The sequence below is a fragment of the Povalibacter sp. genome, from assembly GCF_036520495.1.
Taxonomy (GTDB): domain Bacteria; phylum Pseudomonadota; class Gammaproteobacteria; order Steroidobacterales; family Steroidobacteraceae; genus Steroidobacter.
The window spans coordinates 88159-104096 of the sequence record NZ_DATDJO010000018.1 but is presented as its reverse complement, the minus strand read 5'-3'; the positions used below and the strand labels follow the sequence as shown (position 1 = coordinate 104096).

The window sequence follows — 15938 nt, the reverse complement described above, 5'->3', positions numbered from 1 at the left end:
GAGTTCACCCCTGCAGTCCGAATATGCAGTCGAACCCATAGTGTCGCGTAAGCGTTGACTCTGCAGCGATACAATCCGGTGATCCATGCGTAGCCTGTTGTTCCTGTGTCTGTTGTCGCTGTCCTGCCTTTCGCTGGCCGAAGAGGTGGCGGATGCGCCTGGCCGCGCAGCGCGCCTGAGTCTCATCCAAGGCGAGGTGTCGCTCGCCCCTGCGGGTACCGAGGAATGGGCCGAAGCGGTGCTCAACCGTCCACTCACGAGCGGTGATCGCTTGTTCGTGGACAAGGACGGTCGCGCCGAACTCGAGGTCGGCTCGTCGAGGATCCATCTCGACGAGGGCACGGGCCTGTCGATCATCGAACTGGATGACGACGTCATGCGGCTCGAAGTGTCGGAAGGCTCGGCAGTCATCCGCGTGCTGCGCCGACGCGACAACGAAATCATCGACCTCGAAACTCCCAATGTCACCGCTTCGCTCCTGCATCCGGGCGAATATCGCATCGACGTCAATTCCGCGGGCGATGAGACGATCGTCGCCGCCCGCAACGGCGGCAGCGAAGTCACTGCCGAGGGAAAATCCTGGCGCATCGATGACGGGCAGGAAGGCACGTTCAGCGGCACGACGCAGCTCAGCGCGAACATCGTCACGCTCGGGCCGCGCACCGCGTTCGAAGACTGGGCCAACGATCGCAATCGGATCAGCGAGAACTCCGAGTCCGCGCGCTATGTGTCGACCGAAGTCGTCGGCTATGAAGACCTTGACCGCCACGGCCGCTGGGTCAACGAGCCGTCCTACGGTTACGTGTGGACGCCGACCTACATCGCCGCCGGCTGGGCACCATATCGCTACGGCCGCTGGGTCTGGGTATCGCCGTGGGGCTGGAACTGGGTGGACAATTCGCCGTGGGGTTTCGCCCCGTTTCACTATGGCCGCTGGGCGTATGCGAGCAATCGCTGGTGCTGGGTGCCGGGTCCGCGACATTTCCGGCCGGTCTATGCGCCGGCGCTGGTGGCGTGGTCGGGTAGCCCGGGGATGAGCGTCTCCGTCGGTATCGGCAGCGGCGTTGGTTGGTTCCCGCTCGGGCCGCGCGAAGTCTATGTGCCGGGCTACCGCTACTCGCGTCGCTACCTCAACAACATCAACATGTCGAACACGGTGATCGTCAACAACACGACCATCGCCAACGTCTACAACGGTCGGCATCGCAATTTCGATTATCGCTATGGCCGCGATCCGCGCGCCGTCACGATCGTGGATCGTGATCGCTTCCGTGGCGGCAACAATCTCGAAGGCCATTGGTCTCGCGTCGATCGCGATGACCTGCGTCGCTGGCAGAGCGACCCCCGCCCACCGGCGCTCGCACCGAATCGCGACAGCGTTTTCGCCGCGCGCACGCTGGGTCGCATACCGGGCAGCGCTGAGCACGTGGTGCGCCAGACCTTCAATCAGCAGAATCGCAATGCGGATACGCGACGGCCGGCGCGTATTCCTTTCGATGCGGAGCAGCGCGCCATCGAGGCCAATGGCGGCCGACCCATTCCGCGTTCGCAGTTGCGAGCGGGCGCGGTCAACAATCTTGCGGCCCCGGGCCGATTGCAGACCCGGGAAGGGAGCGAGGGTCCGCGCGAGCAGCAGTGGCGCGCCGATCGCGAACGCGTTGGCGATACCACAAGACCGGACGATAGCAATCGTGCGCGGGATCGCAGCAACGCGCAGCGCGCGCGTGAGTCCGCAATCGATTCGCGCGATCTGTGGCGCACGCAGCCCGATCGAGCCTCGCGTCGCGACAATCAGACGCAGCGCGGGGACGCATCCGCAGTCGATTCACTGCAGCAACAACCGCGTGCGAATCCTCGTCCGAGCGAAGCCCGGTCCGAGCAACTGCGGCAGTACCGCGGCAACGACTGGCAGGATCGCATCAAGCGCAACAGCGAGCAGCCACGCTCATGGTCCCCATCCGGGGAGTCCCAGCCTCGTCAGCAGCCTCGTGCGCAACAGCCACGCGTTGAACAACCGCGTCGCGAGCAGCCGCGCATCGAACAACCGCGTCCGCAGCCGCGCCAGGAACAACCCAACTTCAATCGCGGTGACCAGGAACGCGCCTCCCGCCCTCCTCAGGCCAGCCCGAACAGCGGCAACAATTCGGGAAACTCCGGTCGCCCCCGGCCCGCATCGAGCAGCCGTCCCAACTTCCGTCAGCAGCAGCCCTGAACGATCAGAGAAGATCTCCACTGGGATCACGAGGCGAGCGTTCGGCTGCGATTATCCAGAGCGGTGGTGCGGGAAGATGGATCCCCGCCTACGCGGGGATGACCATGTATCAGTGGTCACCTGACTTCGTGCACACCATCCCCGCATCTTCACCGGTCCGGCCCTGCCGTTTGCCGGTGGTTGCTGGCCTCTGGATCGCGCCACTCGTAATGTGCGTCCATGGTGCAGGCTGTCTGCCCGGAGTCCTATCCTTTGAGTCACCCCACCCGCCAGTCCCGACGCTCGCCGCTCGCGACGGGCATTCTGCTGATCGTGCTGGGCGGCATGTTGCTGGCATTCAATCTGGGCTGGAGCCTGCCGCAATTCGTCTGGGATTACTGGCCCGTCGTCCTGATGCTGCCCGGCGTGATCGCAATCGCTGCGCCGTCGCGGCACCTGAATCGCAGCGGCGGTATCTGGCTGCTTGCCACGGGTATCTACTGTCAGATCGGCGTGAGCGATCTGTTCGGTCTGGGCTGGTTCACCGCCTGGCCCATTTTCGTGATCGCCTACGGCATCGACCTGGTGATCGGCTCGGGTCGTCAACCCGTCGAATGCGGCGAACGCGAGGATCGGGTGTCGCATGAAGGATGAGTCTTCGCGCCGCGATCCCCTGTTCACGACGCGGCTGCTCGTCGGACTGTGGATCATTGCCCTGGGCGCCATTTTTCTCGCGGGCAATCTGGGCTGGATCGATACACGACAAGCCTTCCGAATGTTTCTGCCGCTGGTGTTCATTCTGGTCGGCACCAGCATGGTGATGCGCCCCGCGAACAAGCGCGCCAACCGCTGGGGCTGGGTTTTCATTGCCATCGGCTCGTGGATCCTGCTGAACAAGATCGGCTGGATCGATCTCAACTTCTGGCAGCTCCTCTTTCCTCTGGCGCTCCTCGGATTGGGCGGCACGCTGGTCTGGCGCGCCTTTGCAGCACGGGCCGGCGCGGAAGCCGCTCCCGTGGTCGATGAGCATTCCGAGTACATCCGTTCGTTCGCAGTCATGTCGGGTACCGAACTGCGTCCCGTGTCGCGCCCCTTCCGCGGCGCCGATCTGAGCGCCGTCATGGCCGGCATCAAGCTCGATCTGACGGACGCACGCATGGAAGGCGATGTCGCGACCATCGAGATGTTCGCCTTCTGGGGCGGCATGGAAATCTACGTGCCACCGGACTGGACGGTTACCAGCAAGGTCGCAACGCTGATGGGCAGTTTCGTCGACAAGCGCCGGCCGACCAGTACCGTGCCAACCAGGACACTGATCATTACGGGCTTCGTCGTCATGAGCGGCATCGAAGTCAAGAACTAGGTCGCCCAGCCCAGCCATGCATCCCATTTTCATCAGTCGCAGCAGGATGCTGGGATACCTGGCTGTGTGGATCGCGTTCGGCCTGCAGCTTTCCGGCGTGATGTATTTCGGCGGCGGCGCCCCCGCCGACTGGTCCGTGCTGTTCGCAGTGCCCCTGGCGGTGCTGCTGGGACTGCAGTCGCTCTCGTTCTGGTATCTGGTGCAGGCCACGCCGCCCGATAGCACGTCGCCATTGCGGATGGCGTGGGTGTGGATGGTCGCGGGCCTGATGACGCTCGCGATCTGGCTCGCGCTGGCCTATGGCTGGGCGCAGTTTCTGTTGCCGCCCAACGAGGACTATCCCGACAGCGCCTATGCCGCGATCCCCGTGATGATTTTCGCCGGCGGTGTCGCCATCGCCCTGGCGGTGCTGGGGCACTACCTGCTCTGGGCCTTTCAGCGTTCACGCGAAGCCGAACGGCAGGCGCTGGAATCGCAAGTGCTGGCGCGCGAGGCGGAACTCAAATCGCTGCGTGCGCAACTCGACCCGCACTTCCTGTTCAACAGCCTGAATTCGGTTGCCGCGCTGATCGGCAACGACACGGCGGCGGCACGGCACATGTGTTTCCTGATGGCGCAGTTCTTCCGCAAGAGCCTGACGCTTGGTCGCGAACAGGCCATCCCGCTTGCCGAAGAGATCTCACTCGCCGAAACATTCCTCGCCATCGAGCGCGTGCGTTTCGGCGACCGATTGCGAGCGAATTTCGATATCGCCGACGACGTACGGATGGTGGCGGTGCCGCCGTTGCTGCTGCAGCCGCTGGTGGAAAACGCGGTGCATCATGGCGTCGCGCATCTGCTCGAGGGCGGCGAAGTGAATGTGCGCGCGCGACGTCGCGACCGCTTCATCGAACTCATCGTCGAAAATCCCTGTGATCCGGACCGGCCTCCGTCGCGCAGCACAGGCGTCGGTCTGGTGAATGTCCGTTCCCGTGTCGAAACCCTGTGTGGTCATCGCGCCAGCGTCGACGTCGATGCCGGCGAAACCCATTTCAGGGTGTCCATCCTGCTGCCCGCTGCGGCAGTTGCCAGTTGAGGAGTGCCACAGTGCGTGTACTGGTCGTCGACGATGAAACACTGGCGCGGTCGTTGCTGATCGAGCATCTGCAGAAAGTGGCGGATCTCCAAGTCGTCGGGCAGGCGGCCAATGGCTTCGAGGCCGTGAAGCTGTGCGAGGAGTTGAACCCGGACCTGATCTTTCTCGACATCCAGATGCCGAAACTGTCCGGATTCGAAGTGCTGGAATTGCTGGGGGGCAAGGCGCCTGCGGTGATTTTCAGCACAGCTTTTGACGAATTCGCGTTACGCGCCTTTGAAGTGCACGCCGTCGACTACCTGTTGAAACCTGTCGAGCCGGCGCGACTGGTCGCTGCGGTCGAACGCGCGGCGGAGCGGTTGAGAACGCGTGCGCCGCAACCATCGCCCAGCGAGCTGGCCGTCTCGGCGCGGCCGCCGGGAAAGTCCCTGGAACGCGTGCTGATCCGTCACGAAGGCCGCGTGCACGTGCTGCCGGTGGAGAAGATCGACTACATCGAAGCCCAGGACGATTACCTGTCCTTCGCGTCCGCCGACAAGCATCTGCGCAAGCAGCAGACCATGAGCGATATGGAGGCGCAGCTCGATCCGACCCGCTTCGTGCGCATCCACCGTTCGTTCATCTTGAACATCGAGCGTCTCGCACGCATTGATCTGTACGGCAAGGACAGCTGGCTCGCGATTCTCACCGACGGCAAGAAGCTGCCGATGTCGAGAACGGGGCATGCCAGGTTGAAGGAGTTGATTGGCTGAAGAAGTGACTCTCGTGACTTTCGCCACTGCTCCGGAGGAGCCATGTCTGAGTTCAAATCCGAAGAATTCCAGTTCAGCGGCGACAGCCTGCTCGCCAAGATCAAGGAGATCATTCACGCCGGCAACGTGCGGCGGGTGATCATCAAGAACGAAGACGGCCGCGTGCTGGTCGACATTCCGCTCACGCTGGGTGTCGTCGGTACATTGCTCGCGCCGCAGCTTGCTGCGATCGGTGCGATCGCGGCGCTGGTCCTGAAGGGCACCATCGTGATCGAGAAAGACGCCACCACCGCGGACTGACGTCATGCGCTGGCTCGCCGGTCTGCTGCTGATGATCGCGACTGGTGTCGCAATGCCGGCGCCCGCGTCCTGCAACAACGACAGAGCGCTGCGCCAGCAGGTCGAAACGCTGACGCGCACGCAGAACGAAGTCGTGGCGGCAGCCGTCGATCGCATCCAGGGAACCGATCGCAGGTTGCTGGCGCTGCGTTCCTATGTACGGTCGGCCGCGTCCCTGACCGATCGCTGGAGCTGGTCGCAGGCGCAGATCGACAGCTATCGTGAGTCGGACGAATACCGCGACCTGCTTGCCGAGATCGATAAAGTCCGCCTGCAGTTCGAAACCGACAATCCCGGCTTCACCCTCTACGCAAATTCCGAAGTCCGCAGTCTCGACGTGCAAGTGCAACGCTGGAACGAAAACCAGGGCGTCGGCGGCGTTGCTGCAACGCTGTACAGCTCGGTATGCCATTCGGGCTCGATGCGGACCGCCGCCTTCCGCCAGTTCCTGATCGAATGGCAGCCGCAGACACCGTCACCGCTCGCCGCGCCGGGACTGTCGCAACACGGACGGGCCCGCGCCATCGATTTTCAGATCCAGCAGGGCCAGCGCCTGGTCGCCGGCACCGACACGGCAGCGATCGATGAGGCCTGGATCGGGCAGGGGTGGTCAAGAAAACTCGAGGCCGCCATCAGCAAGGCAAGCAGCAAATTCCAGGGTCCGCTGGCGATGCCTGATGAGCCCTGGCACTACGAATACAGGCCTTAAGGGTTATTGCGTCCGTATTTCCGGGGGCATTCCCGTAAGCGCCGTCGCCCGTAAACCTATAGAATCGCGCGCCTCCCACCGGCCGGCTCCCGCCCCGGCAGTTTTTCCGAGGTTCTTCCCGTGTCTTCCCAAGCTCCCTCTGACGGCGAAATCGCAGTCGGTTTCAATGACCTTTCTCTCAGCGCGGCGGTTGTCGCAGCGCTCAATGATGTTGGCTACGAATCGCCTTCGCCGATCCAGGCTCAGACGATTCCACACATCCTGAACGGCGTCGATCTGGTCGGTCAGGCGCAGACCGGCACCGGCAAGACCGCCGCATTCGCCTTGCCGATCCTGTCGAAGATCGATCTTGCACTACGTGAGCCGCAGGCACTCGTGCTGGCGCCGACTCGCGAACTGGCGATTCAGGTAGCCGAAGCCTTCCAGCGCTACGCAACGCACATGCCGGGTTTCAGCGTGCTGCCGATCTACGGTGGCCAGAGCTACACGCCGCAGCTGCAGAGCCTGCGTCGCGGCGTTCATGTCATCGTCGGTACGCCTGGCCGTGTCATGGACCACCTGAAGCGCGGCACACTGAACATGAAGTCGGTGCGTTACTTCGTGCTCGACGAAGCCGATGAGATGCTGCGCATGGGTTTCATCACTGACGTCGAATGGATTCTCCAGCAGGCGCCCGAGTCGCGGCAGATCGCGCTGTTCTCGGCCACGATGCCAGCCGAAGTGCGCCGCATCGCGCAGAATCATCTGCGCAAGCCCGCCGAGGTGACGATCCGCGGCAAGACCGCCACGGCCAACAATATCCGCCAGCGTTACTGGATGGTCAGCGGCATGCACAAGCTGGATGCGCTCACCCGCATCCTCGAAGCGGAAACGTTCGACGCGATGATCGTCTTCGCGCGCACCAAGCAGGCCACAGCGGAACTCGCAGAACGTCTCGAAGCGCGCGGCTTTGCGGTCGAGGCACTGAATGGCGACATTCCACAGCCACAGCGTGAGCGCACGATCGCGCGGCTGAAGTCAGGCCAGATCGATATCGTGGTTGCAACCGACGTCGCGGCCCGCGGTCTCGATGTCGAACGCATCAGTCACGTGGTGAATTTCGACGTGCCCTACGATCCGGAATCGTATGTGCACCGTATCGGGCGCACCGGCCGTGCCGGCCGCAGCGGCGACGCCATCCTGTTCATCGCGCCGCGCGAGCGCAACATGCTGCGCGTGATCGAACGCGCGACACGGCAGCCGATCACGCAGATGCAGCTGCCGACGATGGACGATGTCAACGAACAGCGCGTCAACCGTTTCAATCAGCGCATCACGGACACCCTGGCTGCCGGCGGTGCCGGCGTGTTCCGCGATCTGATCGAACGTTACGAGCAGGAGCACAACGTACCTGCTGTCGAGATTGCTGCGGCGCTGGCAAGCATTGTCCAGGGCAAGACGCCGCTGCTGCTCGACACATCACGTGGTCACGCCCCGGAGCGCGAGGAGCGCGCCGAGAGGACACCGCAGAGGTTCGAGCGCAAGCGCGAACGCGAACCCCGTGCCGCGGCATTTCCTTCCGCTCACGAATCCCGTGAGCATCGCGAGCCCCGCACGCCTGCGGCCACGCCGCACGCGCCGCCCAGGTTCGAGAAGCCGGAGCACCGCGCTGGCGAGGAGCGTCCTGCACGCCGCGAGTTCGAGCCGGAAGGTGGTCATGCTCCCGTGAAACGTCGTGAATTCGAGACGGACGGTGAGCATGCTCCCGCGAAGCATCACGAACGCATCGATGACAGCGAGCTGCAGACCTACCGCGTCGAGGTCGGCGAGATCCATGGCATCAAGCCGTCCAACATCGTCGGCGCCATTGCCAATGAAGCGGGTGTCGAAGGCAAGTACATCGGCCGGGTCGTGATCCGCGAAGATCACAGCTTCGTCGATCTGCCCGGCGGCATGCCCAAGGAAATCTTCCGCGCGCTGCAGAAGGTGCGTGTCGGCGGTCAGCAGCTGCAGATCAGCCTGGCGCTGAAGACGCAGACGCAGCGCTTGAAGCGCGAGTTCGTGCCGGCGAACAAGCCTCTCGGCATCAAAAAGAAGTTCAAGGCGCGGAAATAGGATCGGGCGAGAGCCTTCACGTGTTGCGTGGAGCCCGGGATGCTTCCGGGCTCCCGCGCATGGTTCTCCCCCTGGGCGTCTGCCCCCGCTTGACCGCCCGCGACGGCTGCGCTATTTCGCGATCACGGATCCCGCAGCGTGTTTCAGTCGTTAGATCGTCATCATTCCCGAAGAGGTTCATGCCGATGCGAGTCACAGCGAAAACCTGGGTCGGATTGCTGTCGGTCGTGGCCATGACGGGCTGCGCCACATCGACACCGTCGAAGGTGCGTGTCGACAGCATCGACGGCGACCTGCCGAACTGCCAGAGCTTTGCGTGGAATCCGGCGGCGAATGCGGATGCCGCATCGCTCACCGATCAGCGGGTACGCAATGCGGTCATGCAGACACTCGAGGCCAAGGGCTACACACAGGCCACCGACAAGGCCGATTGCCGTATTGCCCATCATCTGACGACGCAGGCGAACCCACAGTCGAAGCCGCGTGTTGGCGTGGGCATGGGCGGCGGATCGGGCGGTGTGGGCGGTGGTGTCGGCATCAGTTTGCCGATCGGCAAGAAGAAAGGTGAGAGCGGCACGTTCACCCTCGATGTGATCGACGCCAGCAAGAACGCGCAGGTCTGGAGCGGCTCGGTGGATGCCGCATTCGACGCCGCGGAGCTGACTGACGAAGAAGCGAAAGCAGTCGTCGAGTCCGTGCTGGCGAAGTATCCGGACCGCAAGTAGCGTCAGGCCGGCGACGGGGCGGGTCGTCGCATCGCCCGCATGATCACTTCGCGCAGACTGGAATGCGTGATCGGCTTGGTGACGACGGCGTCCATCCCCGCTTCCAGACAGCGTTGATGATTCTCAGGCGTCGCATCGGCGGTCAGTGCAATGATGAGCGCCGGTTTCTGCGCCGTCGCCCGCTCCAGCATCCGCAACTCCGTTGTCGCGGTCTGACCATCCATCACGGGCATCTGGCAGTCCATCAGAATCGCGTCGAAGGACCGGTCGGCAACAGCGGCGACGGCCAGCGCTCCATTCTCGACAGCGGTGACGCGACAACCGAAATGCTCGAGCATCTCCGTGAACACCTCGCGATTCACGGCATTGTCTTCCGCCAGCAGGATCTGCGGCGCGTGGGCGATGGAGAAACGCGGCCCGGTCGCCTCCGCCAGCGAGCCACGCAAGGTCTGCTGGTCCGTCGCACGCCGCATCACGGCGGTGACGATGAACTGCGAACCGCGGCCGGCCTCACTATGCAGTTGCACCTCACCGCCCATGAGCGTTGCCAGTCGACGGACGATGGCGAGTCCGAGACCGGTGCCGCCGTATACACGCGACGTATTCACCGCCGCCTGGGTGAACGGATCGAAGATGTGCTGCTGGGCCATGGCGGCGATCCCAATGCCGGTGTCGGCGACGGTGAGGCGCAGTTCGACACGGCTGCGATCGAGCGGCGTGGCGGAGCAGGCGATCGACACGGATCCTTGCTCGGTGAACTTGATGGCATTGCTGAGCAGATTGTTGACGATCTGTCGCAGACGCAGCGCATCGCCCAGGATCAGCGCGGGTGTGGCAGTGTCCATGCGCACGATGAAATGCAGTCCTTTCGCCTGTGCTGCCGCGAGGAACGGTGCACTCGCGGTCTGCACGATCTCCGCCGGCGAGAACGGCGCGCATTCCAGGTCGAGCCTGCCTGATTCGATCTTGGAGAAATCGAGCACGTCGTTGAGGATGCCGAGCAGCGAGCGCGCCGAGCGCACCACCGTGTCGGACAGATGTCGCTGACGCGGCGTGAGGTCCGTCCGTTGCAGCAGTTCGCACATGCCGAGGACGCCGTTCATGGGCGTGCGGATCTCGTGGCTCATGGTGGCGAGAAATTCCGATTTGAGGCGGTTCGCTTCCACCGCGGCGTCGCGATCGCGTCGCATCTCCTGCTGCTGTCCCACCTGTTGCAGCATGTCGTTGATGGCGAGCGCCAGAGTGCGGAATTCCCGCGCCATCGCCTCCACTGGAATGCGCGCGTCGGTCTGACCACCCTTGCCGATCTGTTCGACCGCGGCCGACAGGCGTTCGATGGGACGAATCAGGCTGATACGCGCAATGAAGAGTGCGATGGCGCAGAAGATCACACCCACGCCGAGGGTGGTGATCAGCAGGTACTGCCGCCCGTGTGCCAGCATGACCTGGGTCGGGCGGGTCATCTGCAGCTGCAGGGAGCCGGCCGGGCGTCCCCACACATCGGTGAGCTGCGTGAAGCCGTGGAGCGTGTCGTTGGACAGCGCGAGCGCCTCGTTGCCGTCACGACGCAATGTGAGCGAACGGGCTACGTCGTCGATGAGAGCGGGCGACAGCCCCGGCGCTTCTGCCGTGATTCGTCGCAGCCTCGGAATGATGATACTGGTGACGGAGCGGCCCATGATCATTCGCCCACGCGGTGGACCGTTGGCACTGGAGAGCAGCACCGGCTGCGAGCTGACCAGGTACATGTCGTCAGTCGCTGCAATGAGGCCGGTGAGCTTGCGCAGCGGATCGCTGGCGCCGCTCAAGGGACCCGTGCCTGCCGCCATCGCAACGATATCGGCGGGCGGCTCGAGCAAGTGCACGCCGTCACCCGACACGGACTTCGCGAACACGGGCCGACCGTGCTGATCGGCGATGATCAGAAAACTCAGCCGCAGCTGTTGCAGCGACTTCGCATTGAGATTGTCGGCGGCATACCGCGGCAGCGCACCGGTCGCGAACTGCCACGTCGCATCCCACTGCGACCAGTCGGCCGTGGTGGCTTCGAGATCCTCGGTCAGCTGGAGCAGGGCGTGCTGCAGGCTGCGCAGCCGGGTGAAGCCATCCTTCGTTTCGATCTCCAGCAACTGATCCTTGACGAAGTCGCCGGTGACCAGGAACTGGGTTGTCGTCAAGAGAAGGACGCCGACGGCGACCGATGCGATCACGCAATGGCGCAGGCTACGGGAGCGGAATCGATGCAGGAGTCTGAACACGTCGTCTCGGCTGAAGCGGCGAACACCCCCGCAGTAGAGCTCTAATAGCGGGGAAGAAACGCTATGGATCTCTCAGTTGAATGCAGTTCATGTGGATTCATCGACTGCCCGACGCCGGATCATGGAATGTCCTAAGCACGCCTTCATCCGTGGTCCTAACGCAACCCGCAGCAGCTGCCGCTGCATGGATCGACGCTGCGGCTCAGCGCTGCGCCCGGCGGGCCTGATCGAGGACGAATTCCGGCGCGGAGACCGAAGGTTTGCGGGCCAGGTAACGCACGCGCAGCATCTGGCCTTCGCTATGTGACTCGAACTGCTCGCGCGAAACGAACGCGCGGCCGTGGCGCGTCCGGCCATTGGGCGTGTACTCGTAATGCAGCGAAAATCGCGCGCGGTTCTTCTGCGTGAAGCGATGCTTCCGCGTCACGACGCCGGCGATGGGAACGCCTTCGTGCACCAATGCATGGACCTGCCTGGCGCGCTGGTAGAGGCTGAACAGCACCAGTGCGAGCACGCTGCCGAATACAGCAAAGAACAGCAGGACTTCCATGCGCGCAGTGTGGGAGCTGCGGCGATTCCGCTTCAACCCTGGCGGATGTACCACACGGCGAGGCAGGCGAGGACGATGCCGACAATCAACTTCGGCAGCGACAGTTGCGCGGCAGAGGACGAGACCGGCGAGGGCAGCGAACGCTTGCCGTGAATCATGGCCGCGATCAGGTTCTCGCGACGGAACAGCTGGTAATACAGCACGGCGGCGATGTGCAGGCCGATGAATGCCAGCAGGACGTTGAACAGCGTCTCGTGCAGCTCGGCGCAGTCGCGGCCGGTCCCGAAACTCACCAGATGCGACAGCGGGCCGGACTCGATGCCGTCGACATCGACCGCGAACAGGCCGAGTGTCACCTGTCCGATCAGCAGCAACAGCAGCAGCACGACACTCAGTGCCCCGAGGGGATTGTGTCCTGGTGTCACGTCCCGCGAGTCATTGTCCGTGCCGCGCAGGTAGGACCACACGGTGCGTGGGCCTTTGACGAAGCTGCCGAAGCGCGCCGTCTGGCTGCCAAAGAATCCCCAGTAGATGCGGAATACCAGCAGGCCCAGCAGCGTCAGGCCGCTGTAGAGGTGCCACTCGAGATTGCCGTTCTCCGCCGTCCACCAGGAGAATGCCAGCAGCGCCACCATCAGCCAGTGGACGAGTCTGGTCGGCGCGTCCCAGATGCGGACGCGGGAGTGGGTCTGGGTCGACGACATGGGAATTGCGGGTTCGATGCTCTGCAGTCTGGATTTCACGCGCGGAGGGCCGAGGCCCCAGAGATGTCAGAACCGATGGCTCCGTGCTCTCTGCGGCCTCAGTGGAGCTGCTATTTCACTTTTCCGGCGTACGGAAATTGTCGTGGCAGTTCTTGCAGCTCTTGCCCACTTCGCCGAACTGGGCGCTTACGGCTGGGAAATCACCGGCCGCAGCGGCCGTATTGAGTTTGCCGGCCTGTTCTTCGAACAGCTTCTGCGCGGCGGCGAATTTCTCCGGCCGGCTCCAGATCTCGGCCTTGGCGCGGGTCTTCACGCCGGCTCTGGGGCCGGAATCCGCGGGAAACCAGTTGTATTGTTGGACAGAGGCTCGAGTCACGACTGCCGCGGCGCTCTTGATGGCGGCGGTGTCCGGCGTGCTGGCTTTGGTCTGGTCGCGAATCGTCTTGAAGGCATCGCCGAGCTTTTCATACTCCTCGTGACGCACCTTGTAGATGCCGGTGGCGTGTTCGTCGTGGGCGACGAGGGCGCCGACCGGCGCAGCGACCGCGGCGGCGGCCGCGATCACGAGCAGTGTTTTGCTTGTGAAGTTATTCGACATGAGTGTGTCCGTAGCTTGGATGAAGACGCGTCTATATTTGACGCAAGCCGCGGATTGCCGCAAGCACAAGGTAGTAACGAACCGTAAGTTTGATTGCCCGGCTAATGTTTGGTAATGCGCGCACACGCGCAGGCATCGCAACCCTTGTCGAACACGACTTGCCAGCGGCCGTCGGCGCCGCGGCGCCAGACCGAATTGAACGTACCGACGCGCTGGCCCTGCGGATCGAGTATCGGACCGCTGCTGTGTGCGAGCGTGCCGCTTGCCAGCACCTCGACCGATTCGGGGTGCCACGAGAACGGCGCGTGTGGACCCTCGTATAACGGCTTCCAACCCGCAGCGATGGCTTCGCGACCGCGCAGCGCGGCCGCCTTGTCGAAGAACACGGCGTCCTCGGCGATGTACGAGGCGAAGGCCGCATGGTCGCGTCGCTCCATGGTGGCGGCGAACGCCGTTTCTGCGTCGCGCACCTGCTGCGCCAACTGCTCCGGAGTCTCGGCCGGTGCGGCCGCAGCGACACACAACGAAAAGAGCAGGCAGCAAAGCGATTCGAGGACCCGCATGGAAGCACTCCCGGTGACTGACGTTGCAGTATCGATCGGATGTTCCTGGCGAATCTTTGCATTTCAGCCGGGAAGACCCATGGCTGCGACAGGTCGTGGCGGAGGGCATACTTGCCGTCCAACCGGCATCCAATAGCGACAACAGATCACAGTGCGATGGCCGCGCTACGGTCAACAGGACTCAACCGAAGGGGGACTACGCATGAGCAGGCTAGGTGTACTGGTACTCGCTGCCGCCGCCATGGTGATGACGGCGTGTTCGTCGACGCCGGCCGCACCCAGGGGTCCGAACCTCTCGGGCAACTGGGTGCTGACGACCGAAAGCCCGATGGGCGCGCAGGACACCGACATGACGGTCACTCAAACCGGCAACGCCCTGGCCGGCAAGGTATCGGGCCAGATGGGCGCCACCGATATCGCCGGCACACTGGAGGGTACTGACGTCGCATTCGGATTCACGATCAGCGTGCAGGGCATGGATCTGCGCATCGACTACAACGGCATCATCGAAGGCGACACCATGAAGGGCAAGGCCACCTTCGGTTCGTTCGGCGAAGGAACGTTCTCCGCGAAGCGCAAGAGCTGATCCCAAAACAGAGAAAAGAAAACTCCACGGGGGACACGGGGATCACGGGGCCGCAGAGAAATCTTCTGCGCAGTTACTGTCGCGATCCCTTTATCAAATGATCAAGGGCGTCGCGGAGCCGGGGAAATCTGATTCCGAATTCCGTCCCTGTGTTCCCCGTAGAGATCTTGCTTCGCGCCGTACGCATGCTCTGCTGCTCATTCACCGAGCAGATCGCCCCGCGGCGGATTCCACGGCGGCAAAACACAGGTCGCCGCGTCAGTACCCAGTTCGATCTCCGCAAATCCCAGGCCGGGTTCGCGGTCGTAACGCAGGTCGCCAAGAATCCACGTCGACTCGCGCTGCATCGCCCACGGCACACGCGCGAAACGCATGAACCGCGCGGCGTCACAGTGGGTGGCGGCCAGTCGCGGCAAGGTTGTTCGCGGCATGACGGCTTCGCCGTGCCAGAGGACGATGGGTGACTGCTCGTCTGCGACAGGCGTCAGCGGCGCCGTCACATCCCGGAACAGATCGCGACCGCGGCAATGCTCCACCGGCAGCACATCCGGCCACAGCGACCAGGTGCCGTGCCGGATCACGTAACGATTCGCGTCCGTCATCGGCAGCATCACGTCCCAGCACACCGCAGTGGCAGGCATCGGCGTGAGCACGTAGTCGAGCACCGTCATGTCGGGGAAGTGGCCGGCGACGTAACGTCGCACCTGGTGTTCGGTGGCGTTGCGCGCGATCGCAAAGCCCGCAGTGACCGTGAGCCACGCCGCCAGGGCGCTGACCAAGGCAACGCGGCGGGGTGCCTGGTGGCCCACCACCAGCATCGTTCCGGTGAGTGTCGTCATGAGCAGTGCAAAGCCCACGGGAACCAGGCCGCTGCCAAAGCAGGCCGCGATAGCGGCGAGCAGCAGTGAGGCCACGAGGGCACGCGCAAGCCTCGTACGCAGAACGAAGACGAGCGGCGCGGCGGCAGCCCACAGCAGCGGCTCCCAGATGAAGATGGTGTCGCCGTAACGCCAGTCGTTGTCGAAGGGCCAGAAAGGATGCACACCATAGTTGTTGGTGAAATCCATCGCGATGTGCAGCAGCAGGCTCAACGTTGCGGCGCCGGCGAGATGCCAGCGATCGCGGCGGACCAGCGGCCAGCGGCGCCAGCGACACCAGACTTCGCAGGCGATATACAGCAGTGCTGCGGCGACCAGTGCGCCGATCACGGTATGTGTGTGGCCGCGATGCTCGATCAGGTAGTCGAGCTTGCCGCCCTGGAAAGCCGACGACAGGAAGTCGAGGTCCGGCAGGTTGCTGCCGACCGCCATCAGCGTTACGAGCAGATTGCGCCGCTGCTGCTGGGACAGACCGTTCGGACTTGGTGAGGTGACCTGCGCCAGTGTTTCGCCGACGAGGACGCCAGCGAGCGTATGAGTGAAGTTATCCAAA

General features: G+C 63.6%; 16 protein-coding genes. 10 read left to right on the top strand and 6 right to left on the bottom strand.

Annotated features, from left to right (window positions below; translation table 11 throughout):
- Positions 1–85 precede the first annotated feature (85 nt).
- The 9 genes from VIZ63_RS05745 (at position 86) to VIZ63_RS05705 (ending at position 9248) form a co-directional block, all read left to right on the top strand.
- Positions 86–2212, top strand: coding sequence for a DUF6600 domain-containing protein (locus VIZ63_RS05745; RefSeq protein WP_331608571.1), 2127 nt, complete (start codon positions 86–88; stop codon positions 2210–2212).
- A 252-nt stretch (positions 2213–2464) separates the two neighbouring features.
- The gene (locus tag VIZ63_RS05740; RefSeq protein WP_331608570.1) at positions 2465–2845 is read left to right on the top strand and encodes a LiaF transmembrane domain-containing protein; all 381 of its coding nucleotides are present in this window, start codon (positions 2465–2467) and stop codon (positions 2843–2845) included.
- On the top strand, positions 2835–3554 hold the full coding sequence (locus VIZ63_RS05735; protein ID WP_331608569.1) for a LiaF transmembrane domain-containing protein: 720 nt from the start codon (positions 2835–2837) through the stop codon (positions 3552–3554). Before VIZ63_RS05740 ends, VIZ63_RS05735 begins: the two co-directional genes overlap by 11 nt.
- 16 nt (positions 3555–3570) lie before the next feature.
- On the top strand, positions 3571–4629 hold the full coding sequence (locus tag VIZ63_RS05730) for a sensor histidine kinase (RefSeq protein ID WP_331608568.1): 1059 nt from the start codon (positions 3571–3573) through the stop codon (positions 4627–4629).
- Between the two features lie 11 nt (positions 4630–4640).
- The gene (locus tag VIZ63_RS05725) at positions 4641–5381 is read left to right on the top strand and encodes a LytR/AlgR family response regulator transcription factor (protein WP_331608567.1); all 741 of its coding nucleotides are present in this window, start codon (positions 4641–4643) and stop codon (positions 5379–5381) included.
- A gap of 42 nt (positions 5382–5423) precedes the next feature.
- The gene (locus VIZ63_RS05720; RefSeq protein WP_331608566.1) at positions 5424–5681 is read left to right on the top strand and encodes a DUF4342 domain-containing protein; all 258 of its coding nucleotides are present in this window, start codon (positions 5424–5426) and stop codon (positions 5679–5681) included.
- A 4-nt stretch (positions 5682–5685) separates the two neighbouring features.
- Positions 5686–6429 carry a hypothetical protein gene (locus tag VIZ63_RS05715; protein WP_331608565.1) on the top strand — a complete coding sequence of 248 codons (744 nt, stop codon included), beginning with the start codon at positions 5686–5688 and terminating at the stop codon, positions 6427–6429.
- Positions 6430–6549: 120 nt separating this feature from the next.
- Positions 6550–8523 carry a DEAD/DEAH box helicase gene (locus VIZ63_RS05710; RefSeq protein WP_331608564.1) on the top strand — a complete coding sequence of 658 codons (1974 nt, stop codon included), beginning with the start codon at positions 6550–6552 and terminating at the stop codon, positions 8521–8523.
- 179 nt (positions 8524–8702) lie between these two features.
- The gene (locus VIZ63_RS05705; protein WP_331608563.1) at positions 8703–9248 is read left to right on the top strand and encodes a DUF4136 domain-containing protein; all 546 of its coding nucleotides are present in this window, start codon (positions 8703–8705) and stop codon (positions 9246–9248) included.
- A 2-nt stretch (positions 9249–9250) separates the two neighbouring features.
- Here VIZ63_RS05705 and VIZ63_RS05700 read toward each other — a convergent pair whose 3' ends face one another.
- From VIZ63_RS05700 to VIZ63_RS05680, 5 genes are all read right to left on the bottom strand, one after another.
- A complete protein-coding gene (locus tag VIZ63_RS05700) occupies positions 9251–11425 on the bottom strand; it encodes an ATP-binding protein (protein WP_331608562.1) in 2175 nt (724 codons plus the stop codon).
- A 283-nt stretch (positions 11426–11708) separates the two neighbouring features.
- A complete protein-coding gene (locus VIZ63_RS05695) occupies positions 11709–12056 on the bottom strand; it encodes a DUF3592 domain-containing protein (protein ID WP_331608561.1) in 348 nt (115 codons plus the stop codon).
- Between the two features lie 32 nt (positions 12057–12088).
- Positions 12089–12799: a cytochrome b/b6 domain-containing protein gene (locus VIZ63_RS05690; protein WP_331608560.1), complete on the bottom strand. Its 711-nt coding sequence runs from the start codon at positions 12797–12799 to the stop codon at positions 12089–12091.
- A 76-nt stretch (positions 12800–12875) separates the two neighbouring features.
- Complete coding sequence (locus VIZ63_RS05685; protein ID WP_331608559.1) at positions 12876–13325, bottom strand: cytochrome c; 450 nt, start codon at positions 13323–13325, stop codon at positions 12876–12878.
- Positions 13326–13459: 134 nt separating this feature from the next.
- Entirely contained in the window at positions 13460–13921 is a 462-nt protein-coding gene (locus tag VIZ63_RS05680; RefSeq protein ID WP_331608558.1) for a nuclear transport factor 2 family protein, read from the bottom strand.
- Positions 13922–14123: 202 nt separating this feature from the next.
- Here VIZ63_RS05680 and VIZ63_RS05675 point away from each other — a divergent pair, with 202 nt between their 5' ends.
- On the top strand, positions 14124–14507 hold the full coding sequence (locus VIZ63_RS05675) for a hypothetical protein (RefSeq protein WP_331608557.1): 384 nt from the start codon (positions 14124–14126) through the stop codon (positions 14505–14507).
- Between the two features lie 197 nt (positions 14508–14704).
- Here VIZ63_RS05675 and VIZ63_RS05670 read toward each other — a convergent pair whose 3' ends face one another.
- On the bottom strand, positions 14705–15937 hold the full coding sequence (locus VIZ63_RS05670; RefSeq protein WP_331608556.1) for a metal-dependent hydrolase: 1233 nt from the start codon (positions 15935–15937) through the stop codon (positions 14705–14707).
- Position 15938: the final 1 nt, after the last annotated feature.